The sequence below is a fragment of the Gallibacterium genomosp. 2 genome, from assembly GCF_000771895.1.
Classification (GTDB): Bacteria; Pseudomonadota; Gammaproteobacteria; order Enterobacterales; family Pasteurellaceae; genus Gallibacterium.
In genome coordinates this window covers 107738-132864 of record NZ_JPXY01000024.1, presented here as the reverse complement: position 1 = coordinate 132864, position 25127 = coordinate 107738, and the positions used below count along the sequence as shown (strand labels likewise).

At 39.4% G+C, this 25127-nt stretch carries 20 protein-coding genes; 9 read left to right on the top strand and 11 right to left on the bottom strand.

Annotation, left to right across the window (positions count from 1 at the left end; all coding sequences use genetic code 11):
• Window positions 1-23: 23 nt before the first annotated feature.
• The 3 genes from upp to hda all read left to right on the top strand — a co-directional run bounded on the left by upp (window position 24) and on the right by hda (window position 2734).
• Window positions 24-650 (top strand): uracil phosphoribosyltransferase, encoded by a 627-nt coding sequence (gene upp, locus P375_RS06045; protein ID WP_013745231.1) that lies wholly within the window; start codon window positions 24-26, stop codon window positions 648-650.
• 51 nt (window positions 651-701) lie between these two features.
• A complete protein-coding gene (locus P375_RS06040) occupies window positions 702-1940 on the top strand; it encodes a nucleobase:cation symporter-2 family protein (RefSeq protein WP_039135481.1) in 1239 nt (412 codons plus the stop codon).
• 98 nt (window positions 1941-2038) lie between these two features.
• Window positions 2039-2734, top strand: a complete 696-nt coding sequence (gene hda / locus P375_RS06035) for a DnaA inactivator Hda (RefSeq protein WP_432430743.1) — start codon at window positions 2039-2041, stop codon at window positions 2732-2734.
• 1 nt (window position 2735) lies between these two features.
• Here hda and P375_RS06030 read toward each other — a convergent pair whose 3' ends face one another.
• Window positions 2736-3047 (bottom strand): DUF5377 family protein, encoded by a 312-nt coding sequence (locus P375_RS06030; RefSeq protein WP_039135477.1) that lies wholly within the window; start codon window positions 3045-3047, stop codon window positions 2736-2738.
• A gap of 110 nt (window positions 3048-3157) precedes the next feature.
• On the opposite strand from P375_RS06030, the gene P375_RS06025 reads away from it, so the two are divergent.
• Window positions 3158-4219 (top strand): AI-2E family transporter, encoded by a 1062-nt coding sequence (locus P375_RS06025; RefSeq protein WP_039090159.1) that lies wholly within the window; start codon window positions 3158-3160, stop codon window positions 4217-4219.
• Here P375_RS06025 and mreD read toward each other — a convergent pair.
• The 3 genes from mreD to P375_RS06010 form a co-directional block, all read right to left on the bottom strand.
• Complete coding sequence (gene mreD / locus P375_RS06020) at window positions 4216-4704, bottom strand: rod shape-determining protein MreD (protein WP_039135472.1); 489 nt, start codon at window positions 4702-4704, stop codon at window positions 4216-4218. The two genes, P375_RS06025 and mreD, sit on opposite strands and share 4 nt — an antisense overlap.
• 11 nt (window positions 4705-4715) lie before the next feature.
• Window positions 4716-5708, bottom strand: coding sequence for a rod shape-determining protein MreC (gene mreC / locus P375_RS06015; protein WP_039135470.1), 993 nt, complete (start codon window positions 5706-5708; stop codon window positions 4716-4718).
• A 61-nt stretch (window positions 5709-5769) separates the two neighbouring features.
• Window positions 5770-6822 (bottom strand): rod shape-determining protein, encoded by a 1053-nt coding sequence (locus P375_RS06010; RefSeq protein ID WP_039087557.1) that lies wholly within the window; start codon window positions 6820-6822, stop codon window positions 5770-5772.
• A gap of 344 nt (window positions 6823-7166) precedes the next feature.
• Between P375_RS06010 and P375_RS12380 the strand changes: the two genes are divergently transcribed.
• A complete protein-coding gene (locus P375_RS12380) occupies window positions 7167-8183 on the top strand; it encodes a YadA family autotransporter adhesin (RefSeq protein ID WP_039135467.1) in 1017 nt (338 codons plus the stop codon).
• Between the two features lie 101 nt (window positions 8184-8284).
• On the opposite strand, the gene P375_RS06000 is transcribed toward P375_RS12380, so the two are convergent.
• The 4 genes from P375_RS06000 to P375_RS05985 all read right to left on the bottom strand — a co-directional run bounded on the left by P375_RS06000 (window position 8285) and on the right by P375_RS05985 (window position 14683).
• Window positions 8285-11359: an efflux RND transporter permease subunit gene (locus tag P375_RS06000; protein ID WP_039135465.1), complete on the bottom strand. Its 3075-nt coding sequence runs from the start codon at window positions 11357-11359 to the stop codon at window positions 8285-8287.
• A gap of 23 nt (window positions 11360-11382) precedes the next feature.
• Window positions 11383-12573 (bottom strand): efflux RND transporter periplasmic adaptor subunit, encoded by a 1191-nt coding sequence (locus P375_RS05995; RefSeq protein WP_039135464.1) that lies wholly within the window; start codon window positions 12571-12573, stop codon window positions 11383-11385.
• Between the two features lie 33 nt (window positions 12574-12606).
• Window positions 12607-13182 (bottom strand): TetR/AcrR family transcriptional regulator, encoded by a 576-nt coding sequence (locus P375_RS05990; RefSeq protein ID WP_039089696.1) that lies wholly within the window; start codon window positions 13180-13182, stop codon window positions 12607-12609.
• A 214-nt stretch (window positions 13183-13396) separates the two neighbouring features.
• Window positions 13397-14683, bottom strand: a complete 1287-nt coding sequence (locus P375_RS05985; RefSeq protein ID WP_018347268.1) for a citrate synthase — start codon at window positions 14681-14683, stop codon at window positions 13397-13399.
• A gap of 345 nt (window positions 14684-15028) precedes the next feature.
• Between P375_RS05985 and sucA the strand changes: the two genes are divergently transcribed.
• The 4 genes from sucA (at window position 15029) to sucD (ending at window position 21174) form a co-directional block, all read left to right on the top strand.
• Window positions 15029-17842 carry a 2-oxoglutarate dehydrogenase E1 component gene (gene sucA, locus P375_RS05980; protein WP_039135461.1) on the top strand — a complete coding sequence of 938 codons (2814 nt, stop codon included), beginning with the start codon at window positions 15029-15031 and terminating at the stop codon, window positions 17840-17842.
• Window positions 17843-17859: 17 nt separating this feature from the next.
• Complete coding sequence (gene odhB, locus P375_RS05975) at window positions 17860-19071, top strand: 2-oxoglutarate dehydrogenase complex dihydrolipoyllysine-residue succinyltransferase (protein ID WP_039135458.1); 1212 nt, start codon at window positions 17860-17862, stop codon at window positions 19069-19071.
• 67 nt (window positions 19072-19138) lie between these two features.
• Window positions 19139-20305 carry an ADP-forming succinate--CoA ligase subunit beta gene (sucC, locus tag P375_RS05970; RefSeq protein ID WP_018347271.1) on the top strand — a complete coding sequence of 389 codons (1167 nt, stop codon included), beginning with the start codon at window positions 19139-19141 and terminating at the stop codon, window positions 20303-20305.
• The gene (sucD, locus tag P375_RS05965; protein WP_013745216.1) at window positions 20305-21174 is read left to right on the top strand and encodes a succinate--CoA ligase subunit alpha; all 870 of its coding nucleotides are present in this window, start codon (window positions 20305-20307) and stop codon (window positions 21172-21174) included. The genes sucC and sucD overlap by 1 nt, the downstream gene beginning before the upstream one ends.
• A 123-nt stretch (window positions 21175-21297) precedes the next feature.
• On the opposite strand, the gene lnt is transcribed toward sucD, so the two are convergent.
• From lnt to P375_RS05950, 3 genes are all read right to left on the bottom strand, one after another.
• Entirely contained in the window at window positions 21298-22839 is a 1542-nt protein-coding gene (lnt, locus tag P375_RS05960) for an apolipoprotein N-acyltransferase (RefSeq protein ID WP_039135455.1), read from the bottom strand.
• Between the two features lie 97 nt (window positions 22840-22936).
• A complete protein-coding gene (gene corC, locus P375_RS05955) occupies window positions 22937-23836 on the bottom strand; it encodes a CNNM family magnesium/cobalt transport protein CorC (RefSeq protein ID WP_013745214.1) in 900 nt (299 codons plus the stop codon).
• 80 nt (window positions 23837-23916) lie between these two features.
• A complete protein-coding gene (locus P375_RS05950) occupies window positions 23917-25125 on the bottom strand; it encodes an aspartate aminotransferase family protein (protein ID WP_013745213.1) in 1209 nt (402 codons plus the stop codon).
• Window positions 25126-25127: the final 2 nt, after the last annotated feature.

The following is a 25127-nucleotide window of genomic DNA, read 5'->3' as shown; positions in this document are numbered from 1 at the left end:
TTAAATTTTTAGAGGACAGCAAAATGAAGATCGTTGAAGTGAAACATCCGCTTGTAAAGCATAAACTCGGCTTAATGCGAGCGGCTGATGTCAGTACTAAACAATTTCGTGAATTGGCAACAGAAGTGGGTAGTTTATTAACTTATGAAGCAACCGCTGATTTAGAAACTGAAGTGGTAACGATTGAAGGTTGGTGTGGTCCGGTGCAAGTGGATCGTATTAAAGGCAAGAAAGTGACTGTTGTACCGATTTTACGTGCCGGTCTTGGAATGATGGAAGGCGTTTTAGAACATATTCCAAGTGCGAGAATCAGTGTTGTTGGAATGTATCGTAATGAAGAAACTTTAGAACCAGTGCCTTATTTCCAAAAATTGGCTCCAGATATGGAGGAGCGTTTGGCGATTATTGTCGATCCAATGCTGGCAACTGGTGGGTCAATGATTGCAACTATTGATTTATTGAAAAAAGCACAATGTCCAAAAATTAAAGTATTGGTGTTAGTAGCAGCACCAGAAGGTATTCGTGCGTTACAGAATGCACATCCGGATGTAGAACTTTATACCGCATCCATTGATGATCATTTGAATGAAAACGGTTATATCATTCCTGGTTTAGGGGATGCCGGCGATAAGATATTCGGTACTAAGTAGTATTGAATATCTTTTTTTTAGTTAATTTATCCAGAGAGGTGAAACTATTTTATGAGTCAAGATACTCAATCTCAAATTGCTGAAAGCAAAGTGAAGCAGGCGTTTGTCGGTCTGCAAATGTTGTTCGTTGCTTTCGGTGCATTGGTGTTGGTGCCGTTGATTACCGGTTTGGACAGTAATACCGCATTATTGACCGCCGGTGTCGGTACGTTGTTGTTTCAATTATGTACCAAACGCCAAGTGCCGATTTTCTTAGCATCGTCTTTTGCCTTTATTGCGCCGATTCAATACGGTATTGCCACTTGGGGCTTGCCTGTTACACTCGGTGGTTTGACTTGTGCAGGGTTAGTTTATGTTGCATTAAGTGCATTGGTTAAAGTGAAAGGTGTGGAAGCGTTGCAGAAGGTCTTCCCACCGATTGTGGTCGGTCCGGTGATTATTATTATCGGGATGGGGCTGGCACCGGTTGCTGTGGATATGGCATTGGGTAAGAACAGTAATTACAGCTATGATCAGGCGATTTTGGTGTCAATGATCACGTTGCTGACAACCTTATGCGTGGCGGTTTTTGCTAAAGGTATTATGAAATTAATTCCGATTATGTTCGGTATTGCCGCCGGTTATATTGTTTGTGCTTTTATGGGCTTAATTAACTTGCAACCGGTTTATGATGCGCCTTGGTTCAGTTTGCCAACAATTACGACTCCGGAATTTAAGTTGGAAGCGATTCTTTATTTGCTACCGATTGCGATTGCTCCGGCGGTTGAACACGTTGGCGGAATTATGGCGATCAGTTCGGTAACCGGAAAAGACTTCTTACAAAAACCGGGACTACATCGTACATTGCTTGGTGATGGTGTAGCAACTTCAGTGGCATCGTTTTTAGGTGGGCCACCGAATACCACTTATGCAGAAGTTACTGGAGCAGTAATGTTGACGAAAAATTTCAATCCAACCATTATGACGTGGGCAGCAGTTTGGGCAATTGCAATTTCGTTTTGTGGTAAAGTTGGTGCATTTTTATCCACTATTCCAACTATTGTAATGGGGGGAATTATGATGTTGGTATTCGGTTCGATTGCTGTGGTTGGTATGAGTACTTTGATCCGAGGTAAAGTGGACGTTACTGAATCTCGCAATCTTTGTATTATTTCTGTGGTAATGACATTCGGTATTGGCGGAATGTTTGTGAATTTCGGTGAAGTATCATTAAAAGGAATTAGCCTTTGTGCGATTGTGGCGATTTTATTAAACTTAATTTTGCCGAAAGCACAAAAAACAGAAAATTAATTTCTAAATTATTAAAACGGACGGCTTGAATACTTGCTCAAGCCGTCTTTTTTCTTTATTCTTATAACCAATTTTTTGCTGGCTATTTAGGTATTTGTTTGCAATATCAATACACTTTACCGATTTACGAATTTGATCCTGAAACATTTGATAATTTTGATGCGGATAGCAATCAGTTGTTATGTAATTCGCTGTTTGAGAATTTTTCCCATCTGCAACAAAATTTTTTCTATATTTGGGGAATGAAGAGTAGCGGTAAAACCCACGTATTGAAAGCAGCTAATAATTTGTTCTTGCAACAAGAACGTAGCGCAATTTATATCCCTTTGACCAAAACCCACTATTTTTCACCGGAAATTTTAGAAGAATTGGAAGAGCTGGATTTGGTCTGTCTTGATGATTTAGCAGCGATTGCTGGAAATGATGAATGGGAAGTGGCAATTTTTGATCTGTTTAATCGTATTAAAGAAACAGGAAAAACATTGTTATTAATGAGTGCGGATCAAGCGCCACAACAGTTACCGATTAAATTGCCCGATTTGCGTTCTCGTTTAAGTTGGGGAGAAACTTATCAGTTGGCAGAACTTTCGGATGATAAAAAAGCCGCTGTTTTACAACAGGCGGCTCGTAAACAGGGACTGGAATTGCCTGATGAAGTGGCGAAATTTTTACTGAACCGTTTGGATCGTGATTTAACCTACCTTTTTTCTGTGCTTGAGAAGTTAGATAAGGCTTCGTTACAGGCACAACGCAAATTAACTATTCCGTTCGTTAAAGAGCAACTCCATTTATAAATTATTTGCCTAATTGGGCATTTAATTCGCCGATTTTTACTCCTAGCAAACCTAAAGAAACCGGATCGAGTGATTCTCCTAAGAATTTAAACAGTGTTTCTAAATCATCAAACTGTTGAGAAAATTCAACTTTGTCTTCTACTTTACGGCTAAAGTGAAAGCTAAGTGCGGTGCCGTTATAGTGTGCATCCAGTTGTATATAAACGGTCTCAAATAAATGATTTCTCGCCCCTTCTTCACCCGGATCGCTCTGGCGTACCACCCAGCTGTTTTGGTAGAGTGGGTAAGTTTGATTTTCTGCTGCTTTACTCATTTTTGCTTCCTTGTATAGCCAATAAAAAAGGTGTGCATAGTATAGTTTCTCCCTTTATTCAAGTAAATAACTTGCTTATAATCTAACAGTTTTTGATTAAGGAGTAGGGTATGTTTGCTGTATTTAAAGAGTGGTATAGACGTCGTTTTAGTGACCCTCAAGCGGTGGGATTGTTCAGTCTTTTATTGATAGTTTGTTTAGGGTTTTATTTTTTTAGTGATCTTTTTACACCGTTATTAATTGCGATTGTGTTGGCATACCTATTGGAATTACCAATTCAGTATCTAACAACAAGATTTAAATTTCCACATTTATTATCTTTAGCATTGGTGTTAGGCGGTTTTATTGCCGCAGTGCTTTTTATCTTTATCGTAATGATTCCGACTTTGTGGAATCAAACCGTGACTTTGTTGAAAGATTTGCCAACAATGAGTAATCAACTACATCAATGGGTGCTTTCTTTGCCGGAAAATTATCCAGAATATGTGGATTATGCAATGATTGATGCGGTTTTTAATAGTTCACGTGAGAAAATTTTAGGATTTGGTGAATCAGCATTGCGTTATTCACTAATCTCTATTGTCAGTTTAGTAACACTGGGGATTTATGCTTTTTTAGTGCCATTAATGGTGTTTTTTTTATTGAAAGATAAAAATTATCTGATTTCTGGTATGAGTCGATTCCTCCCTAAAAACCGTCAATTAGTGAATCAGGTTTGGGATGAAATGAAACAGCAGATTGCTAATTATATTCGTGGTAAGTTTGTTGAAATTGTGGTGGTAACCGCAGTAAGTTATGTGACATTCTTAATTTTCAAACTGAATTATTCCTTGTTATTAGCTGTGGCGATTGGATTATCCGTACTAGTGCCTTATATCGGAGCTGTATTAGTAACCATTCCGTTGGCGTTGGTAGCTCTATTTCAGTTCGGTTGGTCAGCAACTTTTGGTTATTTAATGCTGGTTTATACGATCACCCAAATTTTAGATGGTAATTTATTAGTGCCGTTGCTTTTTTCGGAAGCCGTAAATTTACATCCGTTGGTGATTATTGTCGCAGTTATTTTTTTCGGTGGTTTGTGGGGCTTTTGGGGGGTGTTTTTTGCTATTCCATTGGCAACGCTGGTGAAAGCTATTATCACTGCGTTGCCTCCGGTAACTAACTCTGATTAACGTAGTGCCAGTTTACGGCGTAATCCTCTTAGGATCAGGAATAACCAAGGCCATAAAATACCACTTAAAACTGCGCCAATAAATTCTTGAGAATTAAATATGGCACTGTGTAAAAAGAGTGCCAACAAGAAGATACTACAACGAATCAGAAAGACGAAGAGAATGACCAATAGGCTTTGTTGCCACAAAGAGAGATTGCGTAAAATCATAGAGTTAACAGCAATCAGGTAAGCAAAAATGGATAAGACTAAGGTATGGATACCTAAAATAGAGCCTAAAATGAGATCCCAAACTAAGCCGATTAAAAAGGCAATGCCGATATTGACTCGATTCGGAATTGCCATTACCCAATAAAGCAAAACCAAAACCACCCACGCCGGACGGTAGCCTCTGAATTCCGCTGGCCAAGGCATAATTTCCAAGACAAAAGCGATCACGAAAGTCAAGGCGATAATCAGCCATTGAAATAACACATTTGCTTTCATAAAGATTCCTTTTATTCTTCCTCTATTTTCTCTTTAGCGGGCGTCGGCTGACGTTGTTCTAAAGGCGGATCATTCTCTTCATTGCCGCTTTTGTTTTCATCGTTATTTTGTTGAGATGAAGATAAACGCTGTTTAACCACCTCTTTAATTTGATTCGGTGAATTGTGTAAACGTTTGATGTCTTCGTTGGTCGGCCACAATAGTAACAAGTAACGTAAACGCTCCAATGAGGCGAGCGGCTTGGCGACCACTGTCGCAAAATAGTTATTGCCTTCTCGGGATACCGATTCAACAATCGCAACCGGATAGCCCTCCGGAAAACGATGCCCCAACCCGGAAGTGACTAATAAATCACCTTTTTCAATGTCGGCTGAACGGGATACATTATCTAAAACCAATTCGTCTGCACGACCGGTACCGCTGGCGATAACACGAATATCGGAACGTAGCACTTGTAGCGGAATGGAATGAGTTACATCGGAAATGAGCAAAATGCGACTGGTATTTTGTCCGACAGAGATAATTTGCCCGACCACCCCTTTTTCGTCAATCACCGGTTGCCCGACATAAGCGCCGTCTTTTTCACCACGATTAATCACTACCTGCTGACGATAAGGATCTGTTTGCGCAGTGAGTACTTCAGCAATTTTTTTATATTCATCGTGGCGTAACGGTGAATTTAATAATAAACGTAATCGCTGATTTTCTACTTTTAATTGATCAAGCAATAACAGATCGGCATTTTTTTCCAACAGTTGATCTTTTAATACTTTATTTTCAATTTGCAAGGTGTTGGTATCCACCAAATTATCAGAAACGCCGTCCAATAAAGAACGTGGCGTATTGGCTAAATAATAGATCCAACTCACCGCTGTTTCCAATAAACTACGGAGTTGCAATAGATTACGGGTTTGCCCATCGGAAAACATTAAAATAACCGATAATATGGTTGCAAAAACTAATCGGACACCGAGAGAAGGGGATTTTGAAAAAATTGGTTTCATACTGTAAATCTAAAAATAGCGTAGCTTATGGCTAAGCTACGCTAAAATAATGATTTAAAACTTAATCATCGCTGAAAATATCACCGCCGAGTTTATCGATCATTTCTAATGCTTCACCGCCACCGCGAGCAACGCAAGTTAATGGATCATCTGCTACGATAACTGGCACACCAGATTCTTTTGCCAATAGAATATCGATATTTTTCATTAATGCACCACCACCGGTAAGCACCATTCCACGTTCAAAAATATCGGCAGCTAATTCCGGCGGACATTGCTCAAGAGCAGTGCGTACTGCACGCACAATACCATCAAGCGGTTGTTGTATAGCTTCTAATACATCGTGAGTGTTTAACGTAAAGGTTCTTGGCGCACCTTCTGCAAGATTATTACCTTGCACTTCCATTTCTAAAATTTCATCACCTTCGGCAATGTAAGCGGTAGCAAGTTCTTTCTTAATTTTTTCTGCGGTGATTTCACCGATAGATGAACCGAAAGTACGGCGGACATAATTGATAATCGAGTCATCAAACCGGTCACCACCGATACGAACAGAAGAGGAATAAACCACACCGTTTAATGAAATCACGGCAACTTCAGTTGTACCGCCGCCGATGTCAATGACCATTGAGCCTGTTGCTTCGGAAACTGGTAATTTTGCACCGATTGCTGCCGCCATTGGTTCTTCGATTAAATGCACTTCTCTAGCACCGGCTCCATAGGCGGATTCTTTGATTGCACGGCGTTCTACCTGAGTTGCACCGGCAGGAACACACACTAATACACGAGGGCTTGGACGCATAAAGTTATTACGGTGAACTTGCTTAATGAAATATTGCAACATTTTTTCAGTTACAAAGAAGTCGGCAATCACACCATCTTTCATAGGGCGAATGGCACTGATACTTTTTGGTGTTCTACCGATCATCAATTTTGCTTCGTGACCGACAGCGGCAATACTTTTTAAAGAGCCGACACGATCCTGACGGATAGCCACTACAGAAGGTTCATCAAGCACAATGCCCTGACCTTTAACGTAAATGAGAGTATTAGCTGTACCTAAATCAATAGAGAGGTCATTAGAAAAAAGACCACGAATTTTTTTAAACATAATTTTCCGCTTATCTGAGTAATTAAATTGGGGTTGTTTTTACAGTGAAAAAAATTGGTGTAAATTTACCAAAAAATCGGGCTGTTTAACAGGGAGAGAGCAGGATTTTTTTGATATTCTCTCCCTTCTAAAGGAGGTGTTTTGCGATACAGAGCGGTAAAAGGTAAAAAAACAGAGTGCGGCTCACAAATATCATTTTTTCTGATTGATTTCTACCCCCCCCCCCTAGGTAGAATACTTATAACAAAAAGTCTTTTTATGAATTAACTTAGAAATTAAAGCTTAAGATAAGCAATAAGTTAGTCTAAAAAATGTGAGTAACTAAACTAAAATAAGGGGAAATATCTATGTTAATTAAATTAGATAGATCATTTTTTATATATTTACCACTGATGTTGTCAATATCTTTTAATGTTTTTGCTATGTACGAATCCAATGGCACAGAAATTCAGGGGCAGAAAGATCATAAAGGACGTCGTATAACACCTGAAGTATTCGAATGTGCTCCTTGTGAGAGATTAAATGTGATTGACAAAATACTTGGCATTGATTCTGAGTCCTTAGTAATTAATCCTGTGTCTAGGAAATTTCATAATCCAAATAAGGATAGCTTCTTGTACAATACAGTATGGTACAGGAATTTTGTCTATGAAAGAGATGAAGATGAATATGAAGATGAATATGAAGATGAAGATGAATATGAAGATGAAGATGAATATGAAGATGAAGATGAAGATGAAGAAAAAGAAAAAGAAAAAGAAAAAGAAAATTATCCATATAAGAGAGAAGAATTTATAAAAAGTGAAACAATATTTGGTGTCATAGAAAAGGCGATAGAGGAGAACAACAAAGCTATAACCAAAAACACTAATGCGATAACGGAGAACAACAAAGCTATAACCAAAAACACTAATGCGATAAATGCGAATAAAACTGCTATAACCAATAATACTAATACGATAAATACGAATAGAATTGCTATAACCAACAATACTAATGCGATAAATGCGAATAGAACTGTAATAGAAAATCATGAAGATCGTATTCAACAACTTGAAAGCAGAAAATTAAATTTGGATAAGCAAATTAATCAATTACATCGCGATATAAAATCATTAGATGATCGTCTTGCTAGTGGGATTGCAGCTAGCAATGCAATGGCTGGTTTAGTTTCGGCGACTAAAGATGGAAAAAGTATGATTGCTGTCGGTTTAGGAACTTATCGTGATCGTAGTGCTATTGCGATAGGTATATCAAAATTGAGTAATGATGGGCGTTGGAAAGCAAAATTTAGTTTTGCAACAGGAATGAATGGCAGTAATAAAGATCTTAGTACATCAACTTCTATTGGCTATCAATTCTAATTGTTGTTGAATCTTAAATGAAAATGTTCCTTTTTTGTTTTTAGATTATTGATAAAGGTCTGGATAATGCTCCAGACCTTTTATTTTATTAAAGGGGATAATTAAGAAGCGCTTTCTTCAAAGACTGGCAACGGCTTGTGTTTACTTGCTACCAAGGTATAAATGACCGGTAATACAAATAAGGTAAACAATGTGCCGATAGCTAAGCCAGATACGATCACAATACCAATACTAAATCGGGATACTGCACCAGCACCGCTTGCGTAAAGCAAAGGAATTAAACCTGCAATCATCGCAGCTGTAGTCATTAGGATTGGACGTAACCGTACTTTTGCCGCATAGCTAATAGCCTCGATACGATCTTTTCCGAAAAGTAATTGTTGTTCTTTTGCTACTTCACACATCAAGATTCCGTGTTTAGTGATTAGACCGACTAATGTAATTAAGCCGACTTCTGAGTAAATATTGAGTGTAGTACCGGCAATGCCGAACAACGACAGAATATTTAACATCAGCAAAGCACCACTGATTGCCAACGGCACAGAGATCATAATTACCAATGGATCACGCATTGATTCAAATTGAATTGAAAGTACTAAGAATATAATCAATACTGCCAGTACGAAAGTAACTGCAAGCGCATTACCCTCTTGTACGAATTGACGAGTTTCGCCTTTGAAGTCATAGCTGTAATTACTTGGCAACAATGATGCTCCTTCTCCTTCAAACCACTCTACCGCATCACCAACAGAGCTGGTCGGCATTGGAATGGCACTGATAACCGCAGAACTTAACTGATTGAAACGGCTTAAAGAAAGCGGTTCAGAGTTAATTTCCATTTTAATTAAGTTGCTGAGAGGAACAGAATCACCGTTTGCTGCGGTAACAAAATAGTTATTTAAATCTTCAGGATTTAAACGGTCAGCACGCGGCACTTCAGAAATGATTTTATAGGAACGTCCGTCGATACCGACACGAGTGATTGTTCCGCCGGCGAGATAGCTTCCTAATAGTTTGCTGATCTGTTGCATACTGATACCATAAGTACCTGCTTTTTCTTTATCGATAGTAATGTGCATTTGCGGAGTATCGAATTTTAAATCAAGGCTGTTATAAATAAATTTGCCTGATTTTTTTGCTGCTTGTAACACATTTTCGGCCACTAAAGCGAGCTTATGTATATCATCTGCTGAAGTGATTACGAAACTAACCGGAGGCCCTTGTTCACCGGTTTCAATTTCTGGGAAAGAGAAGCCGTTTACACTGATTTCAGGGATAGCTTTTGCTTTTTGGTTAATTTCATTAGAAATTTCAGTTTGACTACGATTTCGATCACTCCAGTTAGTTAAACTTGCAATAGCCAATGAGCGGTTAGTACTTGGTACGCCTGAAATAACCATTGAGAATTGAACTTCAGGGGTTTCTGAAAGAATTTTCTCATACTGTTTCATTGCGTCTTGTACATAATCGATATTTGCATTAGATGGTGCTGTACCTAACGCTAAAATTGCACCTTTGTCTTCGTTAGGTGTTAATTCACTAGAAAGGTTGCTCATTAATACTGGCAAGCTGGCGAAGATTAACACGGCGAAGAAAATTACCAATTTTCTACTATCTAACATTAATGCCAACATATGTTGGTAGAGATCGGTAATTTTATTTAAAGTACGTTCAACTCGCATTTCTAGTTTGGTCGGGTTGGTATGTGCTTTGAGGATATTACCGCACATCATTGGTGACAGCGTTAATGCAATAATACCAGAAATAAATACTGCTCCAGCAAGGGTTAAGGCGAACTCTTTAAATAGTGTGCCTGTAATACCTCCCATCAACGCCATTGGTGAATATACTGCACAAAGGGCGATAGTCATTGAGATAACCGGAGTTGCAATTTCGCGCGTACCAATAATAGCTGCACGGAATGGTGTCTCGCCTTCTTTGATATGTCGGTCAACATTTTCCAATACTACAATTGCATCATCTACAACAAGACCAATAGCGAGGATCAATGCCAATAGCGTCATTAGGTTAATCGAGAAATCAAATAATTGTAGCAACATAATTACCCCGATAAGTGAAATCGGAATAGTTACTACAGGAATAATCATAGCTCGGAAAGAACCTAAGAACATTGTAATCACAACAAGCACGATGACAGTGGCTTCAAAGATCGTATGAATAACTTCATTGATGGAGTCATTAATAGCAATGGTTTTATCGTAAAGTACACGACTTTCGATACTGTTCGGCAGGCTTTCTTTAATAGAGTTATAAAGCGGATAAATGTTTTTTACCACAGTTAATGGATTAGCATCAGCGGCAGGATCAATGCCCAAAACAACAGCATTTTCACCATTTGCAGCTGCACGAGCATTATCACTTTCTTTATCCATATCAACTTTAGCAATATCGCCAAGTTTTACGATATTGCCATTTTTAGAAAATAACACTAAGTTGCGTAATTCATCGGCAGATTTTGTGGTAGTATCAACTTTGTTTTTATAAGTTACATAATAACTATTGGCACTGCCGGCTGCTGTTTGCACGTTATTTTGTGATAATGCTCCCATTACATCGCTGGCAGATAAACCAAGTGCAGCCATTTTTTCAGGTTGTAACCAAATGCGTAAGGCATAAGAAGCACCACCGAAAACTTCTACTTTTGCCACACCGGGTACAGTAAAAAATTGAGGTTTTACAACACGTTCAATATAGTCAGTTACCTGACTAGAATTTAGTTCTTTCGAGGTGAAGCCGATATACATAATACCGGAACCACCAGTAGAAGAGGTAATGGTCGGGTCTTCAATGTCCGAAGGCAGTTGTGAACGAACGGAGTTTACTTTTGCCAATACATCAGCTAATGCACCGTTTGGATCAGCATTTAACTTCATTTTCACTGTAATGCTAGATGAACCCTGAGCGCTGGAGGATGACATATAGTCAATATTATCCGCCTGTGCTACTGCCTCTTCAATTTTTGAAGTAATAAAGGCTTCGACAAGTTCTGCATCTGCTCCTGGATAAGCTGTTGTAATATTAATTACAGTAGTAACGAGTTTTGGATATTCCCGAACAGCCAGTTTTGATATTGCTTGTAGTCCCAGAATGACAATCAACAAGCTAATCGAAATGGCAAGCACCGGGCGTTTAATAAAAAGATCGGTAAATTTCATCTTTTTTCCTAATTTGCTAATACTTAAAGATTAGTTTTTGTTTCTGGTTCAGTAGCACCAATCACCGGTTTATCAACCATTCTGACATAACTGCCGCCGCTGACATTTTGCAACCCACCGGTAATGATATAGGTGCCGGCTTTGAGTGCAGGGTTTGCTGCTAATTGGGCGTGAACACTGCGACGGTCTTTGGTTTGCACTGTGATTTGTTGTGCTTTATAGACATTATCTAGTGGTTGGTTACCGAGTTTCGCTTTATCTTCTTCTGTAAGCGGAACGAGGATATAAGCGGTTTCACCATACATATTGTAGCTGATGGCAACTTGAGGCACGACCACTTGATTGGTTTCGGTTTGACGTTCTACTTTAAGATGAACGAACATACCGGAAATTAATTTGGTTTGCCCTTCAAAAGTCGCTTCCACCTCGACTAATCCAGTGGATTTGTTAATAGCAGGTTCGATTGCGGTGATCACTGCTGGGAAAGTTTCATCAGGATAAACATCGCTAACTGCTTTTACCTGCTGTTGTAGGTGTAATTGACTGAGTTCGTCTTGTGAAATGCCAAAATTGACTTTCATTTTGCTACGATCTTCAACTCGTACAATTTCAGTACCAGCAGTAACATACTCTCCGACATTCACTTTGACGATACCGGCTTCACCATCAAAAGGAGCAACAATTTGACGGCGTTCAATTGTTGCTTTTAAGCCGTTGATAGTAGCAATCAAATTCTCGTAGGTTGCTTTTGCATTGTCCAATTCTGTTTTTGAAATGCTGTTGGTTTTCATCAAAGCAAGATAGCGATTGTAAGTCAATTTAGCAGCTGGAAGTTTTGCTTCGGCAGCAAGTAAATTGGCTTTTTCAACAGAGTTATCCAATTCAACTAATACTTGCCCCTTTTTCACGTGCTGACCGGATTGGATATTAACACTTGTTACTGTCCCAGTACCTTGGGAGCTTAGCATCGCACCTTGATTTGGACGCACTAACGCTGTGCTGTTAATCACTGGTATCCAGTCTTGTGGTTCGATTTTTATTGCCGTAATTGGAATAATGCTAGGTGGCATATTGTTTAAAAATTCGTTAGTTTTTACTTTTTTAATAAAATGCGCAGCAATGACTAACGCAAATATCAACAGTGTGACTAACAAAACGATTTTTACAACAAAGCGTTTTGAAAGACGAGGCTTTACAGCCTGATTTTCAGTCATTTAAATTTCTCCGTACTAAAAAATAAATCATATTTAAGAAAGAGGTAAGATAGCATTCCAGCTATGTTGAATAATCTTTTCCAGATCCTGTGCATTACTTTTCATCCGTAAATGAAGATCTTTTTCTGCCATATTGATTGCACTTTCTAAGCTCAAACTGAACAAAATATCTGGATGTAGATCGGAAATTTCACCGCTTTGTTTTCCTTTTTCGGTTAAACAATGCCAAGCATCATCCGTAATATTCAAGCACTCTTCGATAATATTGTAAAAATCTGGTAGAGCGCGATATTGATTCATTGTTAAAATGACTTGAGGATTAGCGTGCAACCAGTGCCATAAATTCCACCACATTTGACGATATTGTTGAAATAGTGGTAAATCCGGATTAATTCCTTTATTAACACAAGTTTGGAAGCGTTGGAAAAGATCAAAGGCAAGACGTTGCAATAATTCTTCTTTGCTTTTGAAATAGATATATATAGTGCCGGCAGCAATTCCTGCTTCTTTAGCGATTTTTTGCATAGAGAGTTGGTGTACACCATATTGGGCAATCAACTTTTCTGTTGCACGAAAGATCTGCTGAAGCATTTCATTTTCTGCTGTCATTGCGGTTTTTCTCTCCTATTTGGGGTGTGAATGAACGTTCGTTCATTCTATTTTTTTTGTGATCAAAGTCAAGATTTTCTTCGTGTAAGTTTAGACAAGATTTATTAGGAAATAGTTAGTGCCAATGCAGATTGGTTGCGGATTTCTGTGTTAAAAAATCCCACATTTTTATTGCTAAAAATGTGGGAAAAAGGAAAGTCAATGTCGGAGGAAATTATTTTTTATCCATTGGCTCAAAATCACGTTGTTTGTGGCCGGTATAAATTTGGCGAGGACGTACAATTTTGAAGTTGCCTTGATTGTACATTTCTTTCCAGTGGGCGATCCAACCAACGGTACGACCTAAAGCAAACATTACGGTAAACATTGAGGTTGGGATACCGATTGCTTTTAAGATGATACCGGAATAGAAGTCAACGTTCGGATAAAGATTCTTTTCAATGAAGTACGGATCGTTAAGTGCGATACGTTCCAATTCCATCGCTACATCAAATAATGGATTATTAATCTTCAATTCCTGCAATACTTCGTGGCAGGTTTGACGCATTACTTTAGCTCGAGGGTCGTAGTTTTTATAAACACGGTGACCAAAGCCCATTAAACGGAACGGATCGTTTTTATCTTTTGCACGCGCGATAAATTCAGGAATACGATCAACAGTACCGATTTCTTCCAACATATTGATGCAGGCTTCGTTGGCGCCACCGTGAGCAGGCCCCCATAAAGAGGCGATACCGGCAGCGATACAAGCGAATGGGTTTGCACCGGAAGAAGCGGCAGTACGTACTGTTGAAGTTGAAGCGTTTTGTTCGTGGTCAGCGTGGAGGATAAAGATACGATCCATTGCTTTTTCAAGAACCGGATTGACAACATATGGTTCACAAGGTGTAGCGAACATCATATAAAGGAAATTACCCGCATAAGATAGATGATTTTGCGGGAACATAAATGGTTGACCGATAGAATATTTATAACACATTGCGGCAAGTGTCGGCATTTTTGCCAATAAACGAATTGCAGTCAATTCACGGTTTTGGGCATCTTTCACATCGATAGAATCGTGGTAGAACGCAGCTAATGCACCACTAACACCGCACATTACCGCCATAGGGTGAGAGTCACGACGGAAACCGTTGAAGAAACGACTTAACTGTTCGTGTACAAGAGTGTGTCTTTTTACTAATTGAGTGAATTCTTTGTATTGTTCTAAGGTTGGACGTTCGCCGAAAAGTAATAAATAGGCGACTTCAAGATAATCAGCATTTTCTGCAAGTTGATCGATTGGATAACCGCGGTGTAATAACACACCTTTATCACCATCGATATAGGTGATGGATGACTTACAAGTTGCGGTCGACATTAAACCCGGGTCAAAGGTAAATAGTTTTTGTGAAGTTAATGATTGCACATCAACCGCATCATAACCTAACTCAGCGTGATGTACATTCAAATCATATTCTCTTCCATCACTGATAGTTAGTTTTGCAGTAAGTTCTGACATAAATTCCTCCTTCTTGTCTTTTTTAGAAAAACGTCAGCATGATATTGTGGGTTTGTTTAACTGTATGTTAATAAGTTGTTATACAATATAACATCATTATTTTTTGCTTGCCCTCACTTTTTTTTCAAAATTAGAGGTAGATCAAAAAATTTTTGCAATTTTTTGTTTTTTTTTTGTTAAAAATGTAACAAATGTCACAGAAAAAAATTTTTTAATGCATAATAATAAGCATACTCCACTTTAGAGTGAATCATCTAGCTATTTTAATGGGTGTATCAAAATGATTTACTCAATAAAATAGTGAAGTTGTAGTTCAACTATAAGTAAAAAATGAAGGACTTATCAATGCAATCTAACAATACAATGAAAGAATGGCTTGCTTCCACAGCTTTTGGTGGTGCGAATCAATCTTATATTGAAGATCTCTATGAATCTTACCTAACTGATCCAAACAGTGTAGCCGAGGAGTGGCAACAGATTTTCCAACAATGGAAAACGGCTAACGACCAACCTCACGCACCGGTAAAAAATTATTTCCGTAAATTGGCCAGTGAAGGCCGTCGCAATCAGCAAACCGTTATTGATCCGGAAGCAGGTGCGAAGCAGGTGCGTTTATTACAATGGATTAATGCATATCGTTTTAGAGGCCACCTTAATGCTGATCTTGACCCATTAAAGATGTGGAACAGACCGGCGATTGATGAATTGGATTACTATTATCACGGTTTTTCAGACGAAGAGTTGGATGAACGCTTTAATATTGGACATTATGTTTACCAACGTGAAAGTATGACGTTGCGTGAAATCGACAAAGCTTTAAAAGAAACTTATTGTGGTCATATCGGGATTGAATTTATGCATATTACCGATATTGATATTCGTCGTTGGTTACAAGAAAAAATTGAATCGGTTTTGAATAAACCGTTGTTCAGTAAAGAAGAGCAGTTGACTTTCTTAAAAGAGTTAACCGCAGCAGACGGCTTGGAGCGTTATTTAGGCGCAAAATTCCCGGGTGCAAAACGTTTCTCATTGGAAGGTAGTGATGCCTTTATTCCTTTAATGAAAGAGATTATCCGTCACGCCAGCAAACAGGGGGTAAAAGATGTGGTGATGGGAATGGCGCACCGCGGACGTTTGAATATGCTGGTGAATGTGCTAGGTAAAAAACCAAGTGAGTTGTTTGATGAATTCGCCGGAAAACACTTCACTGATCGTACCGGTGATGTGAAATATCACCAAGGTTTCTCTTCTAATTTTATGACCGAACACGGTCTTGTTCACTTAGCATTAGCATTTAACCCTTCTCACTTGGAAATTGTCAGCCCGGTTGTTATTGGTTCCGTGCGTGCAAGACAAAATCGTAGCCACGATACCGAGCGTCAAAATGTGTTGGCGGTAACCGTACACGGTGACTCAGCCGTAGCCGGACAAGGTATTGTGCAGGAAACATTAAATATGTCGGCAACGCGTGGTTATACTGTCGGCGGTACTATTCGTATCGTGATTAATAACCAAATCGGTTTTACCACTTCCAATCCGCACGATACACGTTCTACAGAATATTGTACTGATATTGCTAAGATGATTCAGGCACCGATTATCCACGTAAATGGTGATGATCCGGAAGCGGTAGCCTTTGCCGGACGCATTGCGGTGGAATACCGTGCTAAATTCAAACGTGATATTTTCATTGATTTAATCTCTTATCGTCGTCACGGACACAACGAAGCGGACGAACCTTCTGCCACTCAACCGTTGATGTATAAGAAAATTAAAGGTCATCCGACACCGCGCAAAGTGTATGCCGATTATTTAGTACAACAACAGATTATCAGCGATGAAGAAGCAACCGCTTTGGCGAACGATTATCGCGATAAATTAGACCAAGGTGAGTGTGTTGTTGCGGAATATACGCCAATCGATATGAATAAGATCGACTGGTTGCCTTACTTAAATCACAGTTGGACTTCTCCTTACGAAAGCAAATTCCCGGAAGAGCGTTTTAAAGCTTTGGCACATAAGATCAGTGAATATCCGGAAGATCACGTGCTACAAAGTCGTGTTGCGAAAATTTACAATGACCGCCAAGCAATGGCGCGTGGTGAAAAACCGTTTGACTGGGGAATGGCAGAAACAATGGCATATGCCACTTTATTGGATGACGGCAATCATATCCGTTTATCCGGTGAAGATGCAGGACGTGGTACTTTCTTCCATCGTCACGCCGTGTTGCATAATCAACAAAATGGCACCACTTATACGCCGTTACAGCATCTCCATAATAAACAAGGGGAGTTTGAGGTATGGGATTCCGTATTATCAGAAGAGTCTGTACTTGCATTTGAATACGGTTTTGCTACTACCACACCGAGAACATTAACCTTGTGGGAAGCACAATTCGGGGATTTCGCCAATGTGGCGCAAGTCGTCATTGACCAATTTATCAGCTCCGGCGAACAAAAATGGGGCAGAATGTGCGGTTTGGTAATGCTTTTACCTCACGGTTATGAAGGTCAGGGCCCTGAACACTCATCTGCACGTTTGGAACGCTACCTACAACTTTGTGCGCAAGATAATATCCAAGTTTGCGTACCGTCAACACCGGCACAGGTTTACCATATGTTAAGACGTCAATTATTGCGTAAGGTACGCCGTCCATTGATCGTGATTACACCGAAATCTTTGCTCCGTCATCCATTGGCAGTGTCTGAAATGAAAGAGTTGTATGACGGTTCATTTAAGAATGCGATTGGTGAAATTGATCCGATTGATGCAAAACAGGTGAAACGTGTGGTGCTTTGTTCCGGTAAGGTCTATTACGATCTGTTGGAAGAAAGACGTAAACGTGAAATTAAGGATGTTGCTATTGTTCGTATTGAACAGCTTTATCCATATCCACACGAAGAGATCAAAGAAATTCTATCGGCTTATCAACACGTTACTGATTTTGTTTGGTGTCAAGAAGAACCGCAAAACCAAGGTGCGTGGTATTGTAGCCAACATAATTTCTATGCTTCTATACCGGAAGGAGCAAAATTACGTTATGCAGGTCGTCCGGCATCTGCATCACCGGCAGTCGGTTATATGTCATTACATATCAAACAACAAAAAGCATTGATTGATGACGCATTAACTATTGAAACTAAAGAATCTAACTAAAGTAGAGGGTTATATAAATGAGTAATATTGAAGAAATTGTTGTTCCTGATTTACCGGAATCTGTAGCGGATGCGACCGTAGCAACTTGGCATAAAAAAGCAGGTGAATTCGTTAAACGTGATGAAGTCCTTGTTGAAATTGAAACCGATAAAGTGGTTTTGGAAGTGCCGGCACCTATTGATGGTGTGTTGGATGCTATTGTGGAAGAAGAAGGTGCAACAGTTGTCAGTAAACAATTGTTAGGTAAATTACGCGCGGTTAAAGAAGGCGAAGAAACAAATGCCAGCGTAAATAAAACTGAACCGACACCATCAGATCGTCAACAAGCGGCAATTGAGCCGGAAAGCACAAATGATGCATTGAGTCCGGCAGTTCGTCGTCTATTGGCTGAAAATGATCTTGACCCGAGCAAGATTAAAGGTTCCGGTGTTGGCGGACGTTTAACTCGTGAAGATGTTGAAGCTTATTTAGCTTCCGCATCTAAAGCACCGGCAGCTGCAGCGGCTGAACCGACTCCGGTATTAGCGGCACGCAGTGAAAAACGTGTTCCGATGACCCGTTTACGTAAACGTATTGCAGAACGCCTATTAGAAGCGAAAAACAGCACTGCAATGTTGACGACTTTCAATGAATTGGATATGACACCAATTAAAAAATTGCGTAAACAGTATGGCGAACAGTTCGAGAAAAAACACGGTGTTCGTTTAGGCTTTATGTCATTCTATGTTAAAGCCGTTGTTGAAGCTTTGAAACGTTATCCGGAAATCAATGCTTCTCTTGATGGCGATGATATTGTTTACCACAACTATTTCGATATCAGCATTGCCGTATCAACCCCACGTGGCTTAGTCACTCCGGTATTACGCGATTGTGATCAACTCAGTATGGCTGAAATTGAAAAACAAATTAAATCACTTGCTGAAAAAGGTCGTGACGGCAAATTAACCGTTGAAGATTTAACCGGCGGTAACTTCACTATTACCAATGGCGGTGTGTTCGGCTCATTAATGTCTACGCCGATTATTAATCCGCCGCAAAGTGCAATTCTTGGTATGCACGCGATTAAAGATCGTCCGGTAGCGGTTAACGGTCAGGTGGAAATTCGCCCAATGATGTATTTGGCGCTCTCTTATGACCACCGTTTGGTAGACGGCAGAGAATCTGTTGGTTTCTTAGTTACAATCAAAGAATTGTTAGAAGATCCGACACGTATTTTATTGGAAATCTAAACTTAATAACCATCACCTTTAATCAATGCCTACCGTAAAGGTAGGCACATACTAAATAGGAGAAATCATGAATTTACATGAATACCAAAGTAAGCAGATTTTTGCTGAATATAAATTACCAGTGAGCAGAGGTATTGCTTGTCAAACTGTCGAAGAAGGTTTGCAGGCAATGAAAACATTGGGCGGTAAAGAATGGGTGGTCAAATGTCAGGTTCACGCCGGTGGACGTGGTAAAGCCGGTGGTGTTAAATTGGTTCAGACAGAAGAACAATTAACTGAATTTTTTAACAAATGGTTAGGTAAACGTTTAGTGACTTTCCAAACTGATGCGAATGGACAGCCGGTCAACACAATTTATGTGGAAGAAGCATCAGATCTTGAAAAAGAACTTTATGTCGGTATGGTTATTGACCGTTCATCACAATCCGTTGTCTTTATGGCTTCAACTGAAGGTGGTGTAAACATTGAAGAAGTTGCGGCAAAAACCCCACATTTATTACATAAAGTGTATGTTGATGCCTTGATCGGCGGTATGCCTTATCAAGGTCGTGAATTGGCATTTAAACTTGGTTTAAATCCGGAACAAACCAAACAATTTACTCAAATGTTCTGCCAATTAACTAAATTGTTCGTTGAAAAAGATGCCTCTCTACTTGAAATCAACCCGCTTGTGATTTTGAAAAACGGTAAATTGCACTGTCTTGATGCCAAAGTGGTGATTGACGGTAATGCGTTATATCGTCATCCGGATTTATTGGCAATGCGTGATTTAAGTCAAGAAGATCCACGTGAAGCTGAAGCGGAAGAATCACAACTTAACTATGTTGCACTTGACGGTAACATCGGTTGTATGGTGAATGGTGCCGGCTTGGCAATGGGTACAATGGATATCGTTAAATTGCACGGTGGTAACCCAGCAAACTTCCTTGATGTTGGTGGTGGCGCGACTAAAGAACGTGTCGCTACTGCATTCAAGATTATTCTTTCCGATAAGAATGTAAAAGCGGTATTAGTCAACATTTTTGGTGGAATTGTACGTTGTGATTTAATTGCCAACGGTATTATTGATGCAGTGAAAGAAGTCGGAATTAACGTGCCAGTAGTTGTGCGTTTGGAAGGTAATAACGCTGAATTGGGACGCGAAATTCTAGCCAACAGCGGACTTAAAATTACAGCTGCCAACTCATTAACAGAAGCAGCACAGTTAGTGGTTAAAGCAGCGGAGGATAAATAATGTCTATTTTAATTGATAAAAATACAAAAGTGATTTGCCAAGGTTTTACCGGTGGTCAAGGAACATTCCATTCAGAACAAGCATTAGCTTATGGTACCCAACTTGTTGGTGGCGTTTCACCGAATAAAGGCGGCACCACGCATTTAGGTTTGCCTGTATTCAATACCGTTCGTGAAGCGGTTGAAGCGACTGGTGCAACAGCAAGTGTAATTTACGTACCTGCACCTGGTTGTAAAGATGCGATTTTGGAAGCGATTGATGCCGGCATTCAATTAATCGTCTGTATCACTGAAGGTATCCCAACCGAAGATATGTTGGTGGTTAAACAGAAATTAAATCAAACCGGTGTACGAATGATCGGACCAAACTGCCCGGGTGTGATTACTCCGGATGAATGCAAAATCGGTATTATGCCGGCACATATTCACAAAAAAGGTAGTATCGGTATTGTTTCACGTTCAGGTACATTAACCTATGAAGCAGTAAAACAAACTACAGATGAAGGTTATGGGCAATCAACTTGTGTTGGTATTGGCGGTGATCCTATTCCGGGTTCAAGCTTCATTGATATTCTTAAATTATTCCAAGCTGATCCTGAAACCAAAGCGATTGTAATGATCGGTGAAATTGGTGGTTCTGCGGAAGAAGAAGCTGCTGCTTATATTAAACAAAACGTTACTAAACCTGTTGTTTCTTATATTGCTGGGGTTACTGCACCGAAAGGCAAACGTATGGGACACGCCGGTGCGATTATTAGTGGCGGTAAAGGTACAGCGGATGAAAAATATGCGGCATTAGAAGCAGCCGGTGTAAGAACTGTTCGTAGCCTTGCCGATATTGGAAAAGCATTACGTGAAATTTTAGGCTAGTTTTTAGTCGTCTGTATCATAAATAGTAAAAACCGGTATTCGAGAGATTACCGGTTTTTTGTTTGTTTAATTTGCTTAAAGCAGCAAATAAGTTTGGTATTGATAGCTTAATTTCAAATTAACTTATTGATTCGGCAACATTTTCTTCAATAGTATTTTTCTTAATAAACCGCCTAATAAATGTAGCGTAAATAAGATAATGGATAAGAGATAAAGCGGCGTATTGCCAAATGCAGCAAATGGCGTTTTGCCACTGACTTTATACATTTCTGTCGTCAGTGTGGTCGCTGTGAATTGCGGCGCTTGTTTGATGACTTTACCGAATGGATCGATAAATGCCGTCACGCCGGTATTAGTGCTGCGAATTAACGGTTTCCCTAATTCCAATGCACGCATTCTTGCCATTTGGAAATGTTGCCACGGACCGATTGAAGTACCAAACCAAGCATCATTGGAAACGGTTAACAGAAAATCGGTATTTTGTTGCAGACTTTTTTGTACTTCACTGTCAAAAATAATTTCATAACAAATTGCGTTAGTGAAATTTGCCTGTTTTATTTGTAGTGGCGGTTGTTGTAATCCACCGGCAGACATACTGGAAAAAGGAATATTAATGATATTTTCAATAAATGGCAGAGGAATATATTCACCGAAAGGCACAAGATGGTGTTTTAAATAACGTGATGTATGATTAATATCATAAGGTTGTTGCGGCGTTAATGCGATTAATGAATTATATAAATGTTCGTTGTTGCTTGCTTGATAAATAGTGCCTAATAAAATAGCACTATTAGATTGTTGCGATAAACGTGACAACATTTCAATATAAGGAGTGAGCTGATTTTCTAATAACGGCAATACAGATTCAGGCAAAATAATAATATCGCTTTTCCCTAAATGAGGCATAATCAGATTCTGATAAATATCGAGTGATTGATAAATATAATCCGGATTCCATTTGTTTTGCTGTTCAATATTTCCTTGAACCAACGTGATTGTAAGGGGTTTCTGTTGCGGATCTTGTTTAATAAACGTAATTTTATTACCGTAATAACTGATGACTACTAAAATAATGGCTAGAAAAGTTTGTGATGTCGCTAATAATAAATGGCGATCATTTTTGTTGCTTAGGCTGTGAATAATATTGAGTCCGAGCGCAGATAACCAGACTATGACGAACGTGATTCCCTGAACACCGAAGAAAGGCGCAATGCCGGCAAACAGCGTATCAATTTGTGTATAACCGAATTGTAACCAAGGAAAACCGGTAAATAACCAACCTCGTAGAAATTCGGTAAAAGTCCAAAGAATAGCAACAATAATAGCTTGTTGTACCGCTAATTTTCGGATGAGCCAACTAAATAATAACGGAAATAGGGATAAATATGCAGCTAAAACGACTACTAAACTATAAGCTGCGGCAGTGGATAAACCGCCAAATTGATCTAAACTGATATTAATCCAATTTAAACCGAAGCTAAAATAACTCATTCCCCATAAAAAAGAGGATATTAATGCTGATTTAGTCGAAGGCGCATATTTAATAACGGCTAATAGCAAAAAAATAGAAATAAAAGCCAACCCGCTATAATTAAAAGGGGCGTAAGCAAAAACACCGATAATGCCGGAAAAAACGGCAAGAAGAGGATATAGATATTTTGGCATTATAATAATCTCAATATTTTAATCTTATTTTATTAACTTCAGAATAAATAATGGCAGACTATAAAAGTAGTCTGCCATTTAACGTTTAATGAATATGCTATATGTTGCTATTTTCCTGATTATCCTGCTGCATTTTTTCCAATTGCTCATCAGGAATAATAACGCGTAATTGAATAATGCGGCGGCTATCAGCGGAAGTCACTTTGAATTCAATATTATCCAGTGTAATGCTTTCACCTCTTGTCGGTAGATAACCGAACGCCTGCATAATGACACCGCCGATCGTATCCACCTCTTCGCCGGTAAAACCGGTGCCGAAATATTGGTTAAAATCTTCAATATCGGTCAAGGCTTGCACTGCATAGATATGTTTTGAAAGTTGGCGGATATCTTCAACGTCTTCTTCATCAAACTCATCTTCAATATCACCGACAATTTGTTCCAAAATGTCTTCAATAGTGACCAAGCCGGAAATTGAACCGAATTCATCAACAACAATCGCCATATGAAAACGCTCGGATCGGAACTCTTTTAACATTCTATCGACGCGTTTACTTTCCGGAATGATCACTGCCGGACGCAGCACTTCGTGTACTGAAAAAGGTTGTGCATCCGGACGCAAATATTTCAATAAGTCTTTTGCCAGCAAAAGACCAATCACATTATCGCGCTCATCGGCAATCACCGGAAAACGTGAGTGAGCGGATTCAATAATCACATCAAGACATTCAGACAAACTCTGTTGTGCATTGATAAAGACAATTTGCGAACGAGGAATCATAATATCTCGTACCCGTAATTCAGAAATTTCAATGACGCCTTCAATCATTTGTCGTGTCTCTTGATTGATGACCTCATTTTGTTCTGAATCACGAATAGCTTCCACCAGTTCTTCCCTATTTTTAGGATCAGCCGGAAAAAAGTTATTTAATAAAGATTGAAAGAACCCTTTTTTGGCATTGCTTTCGTTTGAATTTGTCGAATGCTCGTCACTCATAGTGATTTATTGATTACTCCTGTGTAATAAAAACGTTGAAAAGCTATCACATTTGCTGCGCTTTGACTAGCTCACAATAACTATTTTGTGAATTCTGTCAAGGTTTTAGCAAAACGTGCCAAGCCTTCATCCAATTCAGCCTGAGAGATATTCAGCGCCGGTGCAAAACGCACGACATTCGGACCGGCAACCAACAACATTAGACCGAATTGATTGGCAAGATGACAAATATCCATTGCTTTTCCGTGATACTGTTCAACCAATTCTGCACCGATTAATAAGCCTTCGCCACGAATCTGTTTAAAAATCGGTGTTTGTTGGTTTAATTTTGCCAACTGTTGTTTGATAAATTCTCCCTTTTCCTGCACTTTTTGCAAAAAGTGCAGATTACCGATAATTTCGATAACTTTGTTACCAATGGCACAGGCTAATGGATTTCCGCCGAATGTGGTGCCGTGTACGCCCGGTTTAAAGCTGGCAGCGATTCTGTCTGTGGTCAACATTGCGCCAATCGGGAAGCCGTTTGCCAATGCTTTGGCACTGGTTAAAATATCTGGCACAACGCCGGATTGCATATAAGCGTAAAGGTATCCGGTACGACCGACACCGGTTTGCACTTCATCAAAAATCAAAAGTGCTTGATATTGATCACACAATTCACGCAATCCTTGTAAAAAGGCTTTATCGGCAGGAATAACGCCACTTTCGCCTTGAATCGGCTCAAGAATGACAGCGCAAGTGTGATCGTCAATCACTGCTTTTACCGCTTCCAAATCGTTATAAGGAACGTGGATGATATCTGCCGGTTTAGGGCCGAAACCATCAGAATATTTTGCTTGGCCGCCTACGCTAACGGTAAACAGAGTACGACCGTGAAAACTCTGTTTAAAAGAAATTATCTTGCTTTTTTGATAACCAAAATGATCTACTGCATAACGACGTGCCAGTTTCAACGCTGCCTCATTGGCTTCTGCGCCGGAATTAACAAACATAACCCGTTCGGCAAATGTTTTGGCAACTAAAGATTTTGCCAAAGCGAGGGTCGGTTCACTGGTAAACCAGTTGCTGGAATGCCACAAAGTTGAACCTTGTTGTTGTAATACTTCAATAAGTTCATCAGGGCAGTGACCCAACGCATTAACGGCAATGCCGCCGGTTAAATCAATATATTCTTTGCCTTGTTGATCCCAAACGCGACTTCCTTTCCCTTTAACCGGAATAAAATTTGCCGGAGTATAGTTCTGAACCATCACATAATTAAAATCGCTACGTCTAATTTGTTGTTGCATCA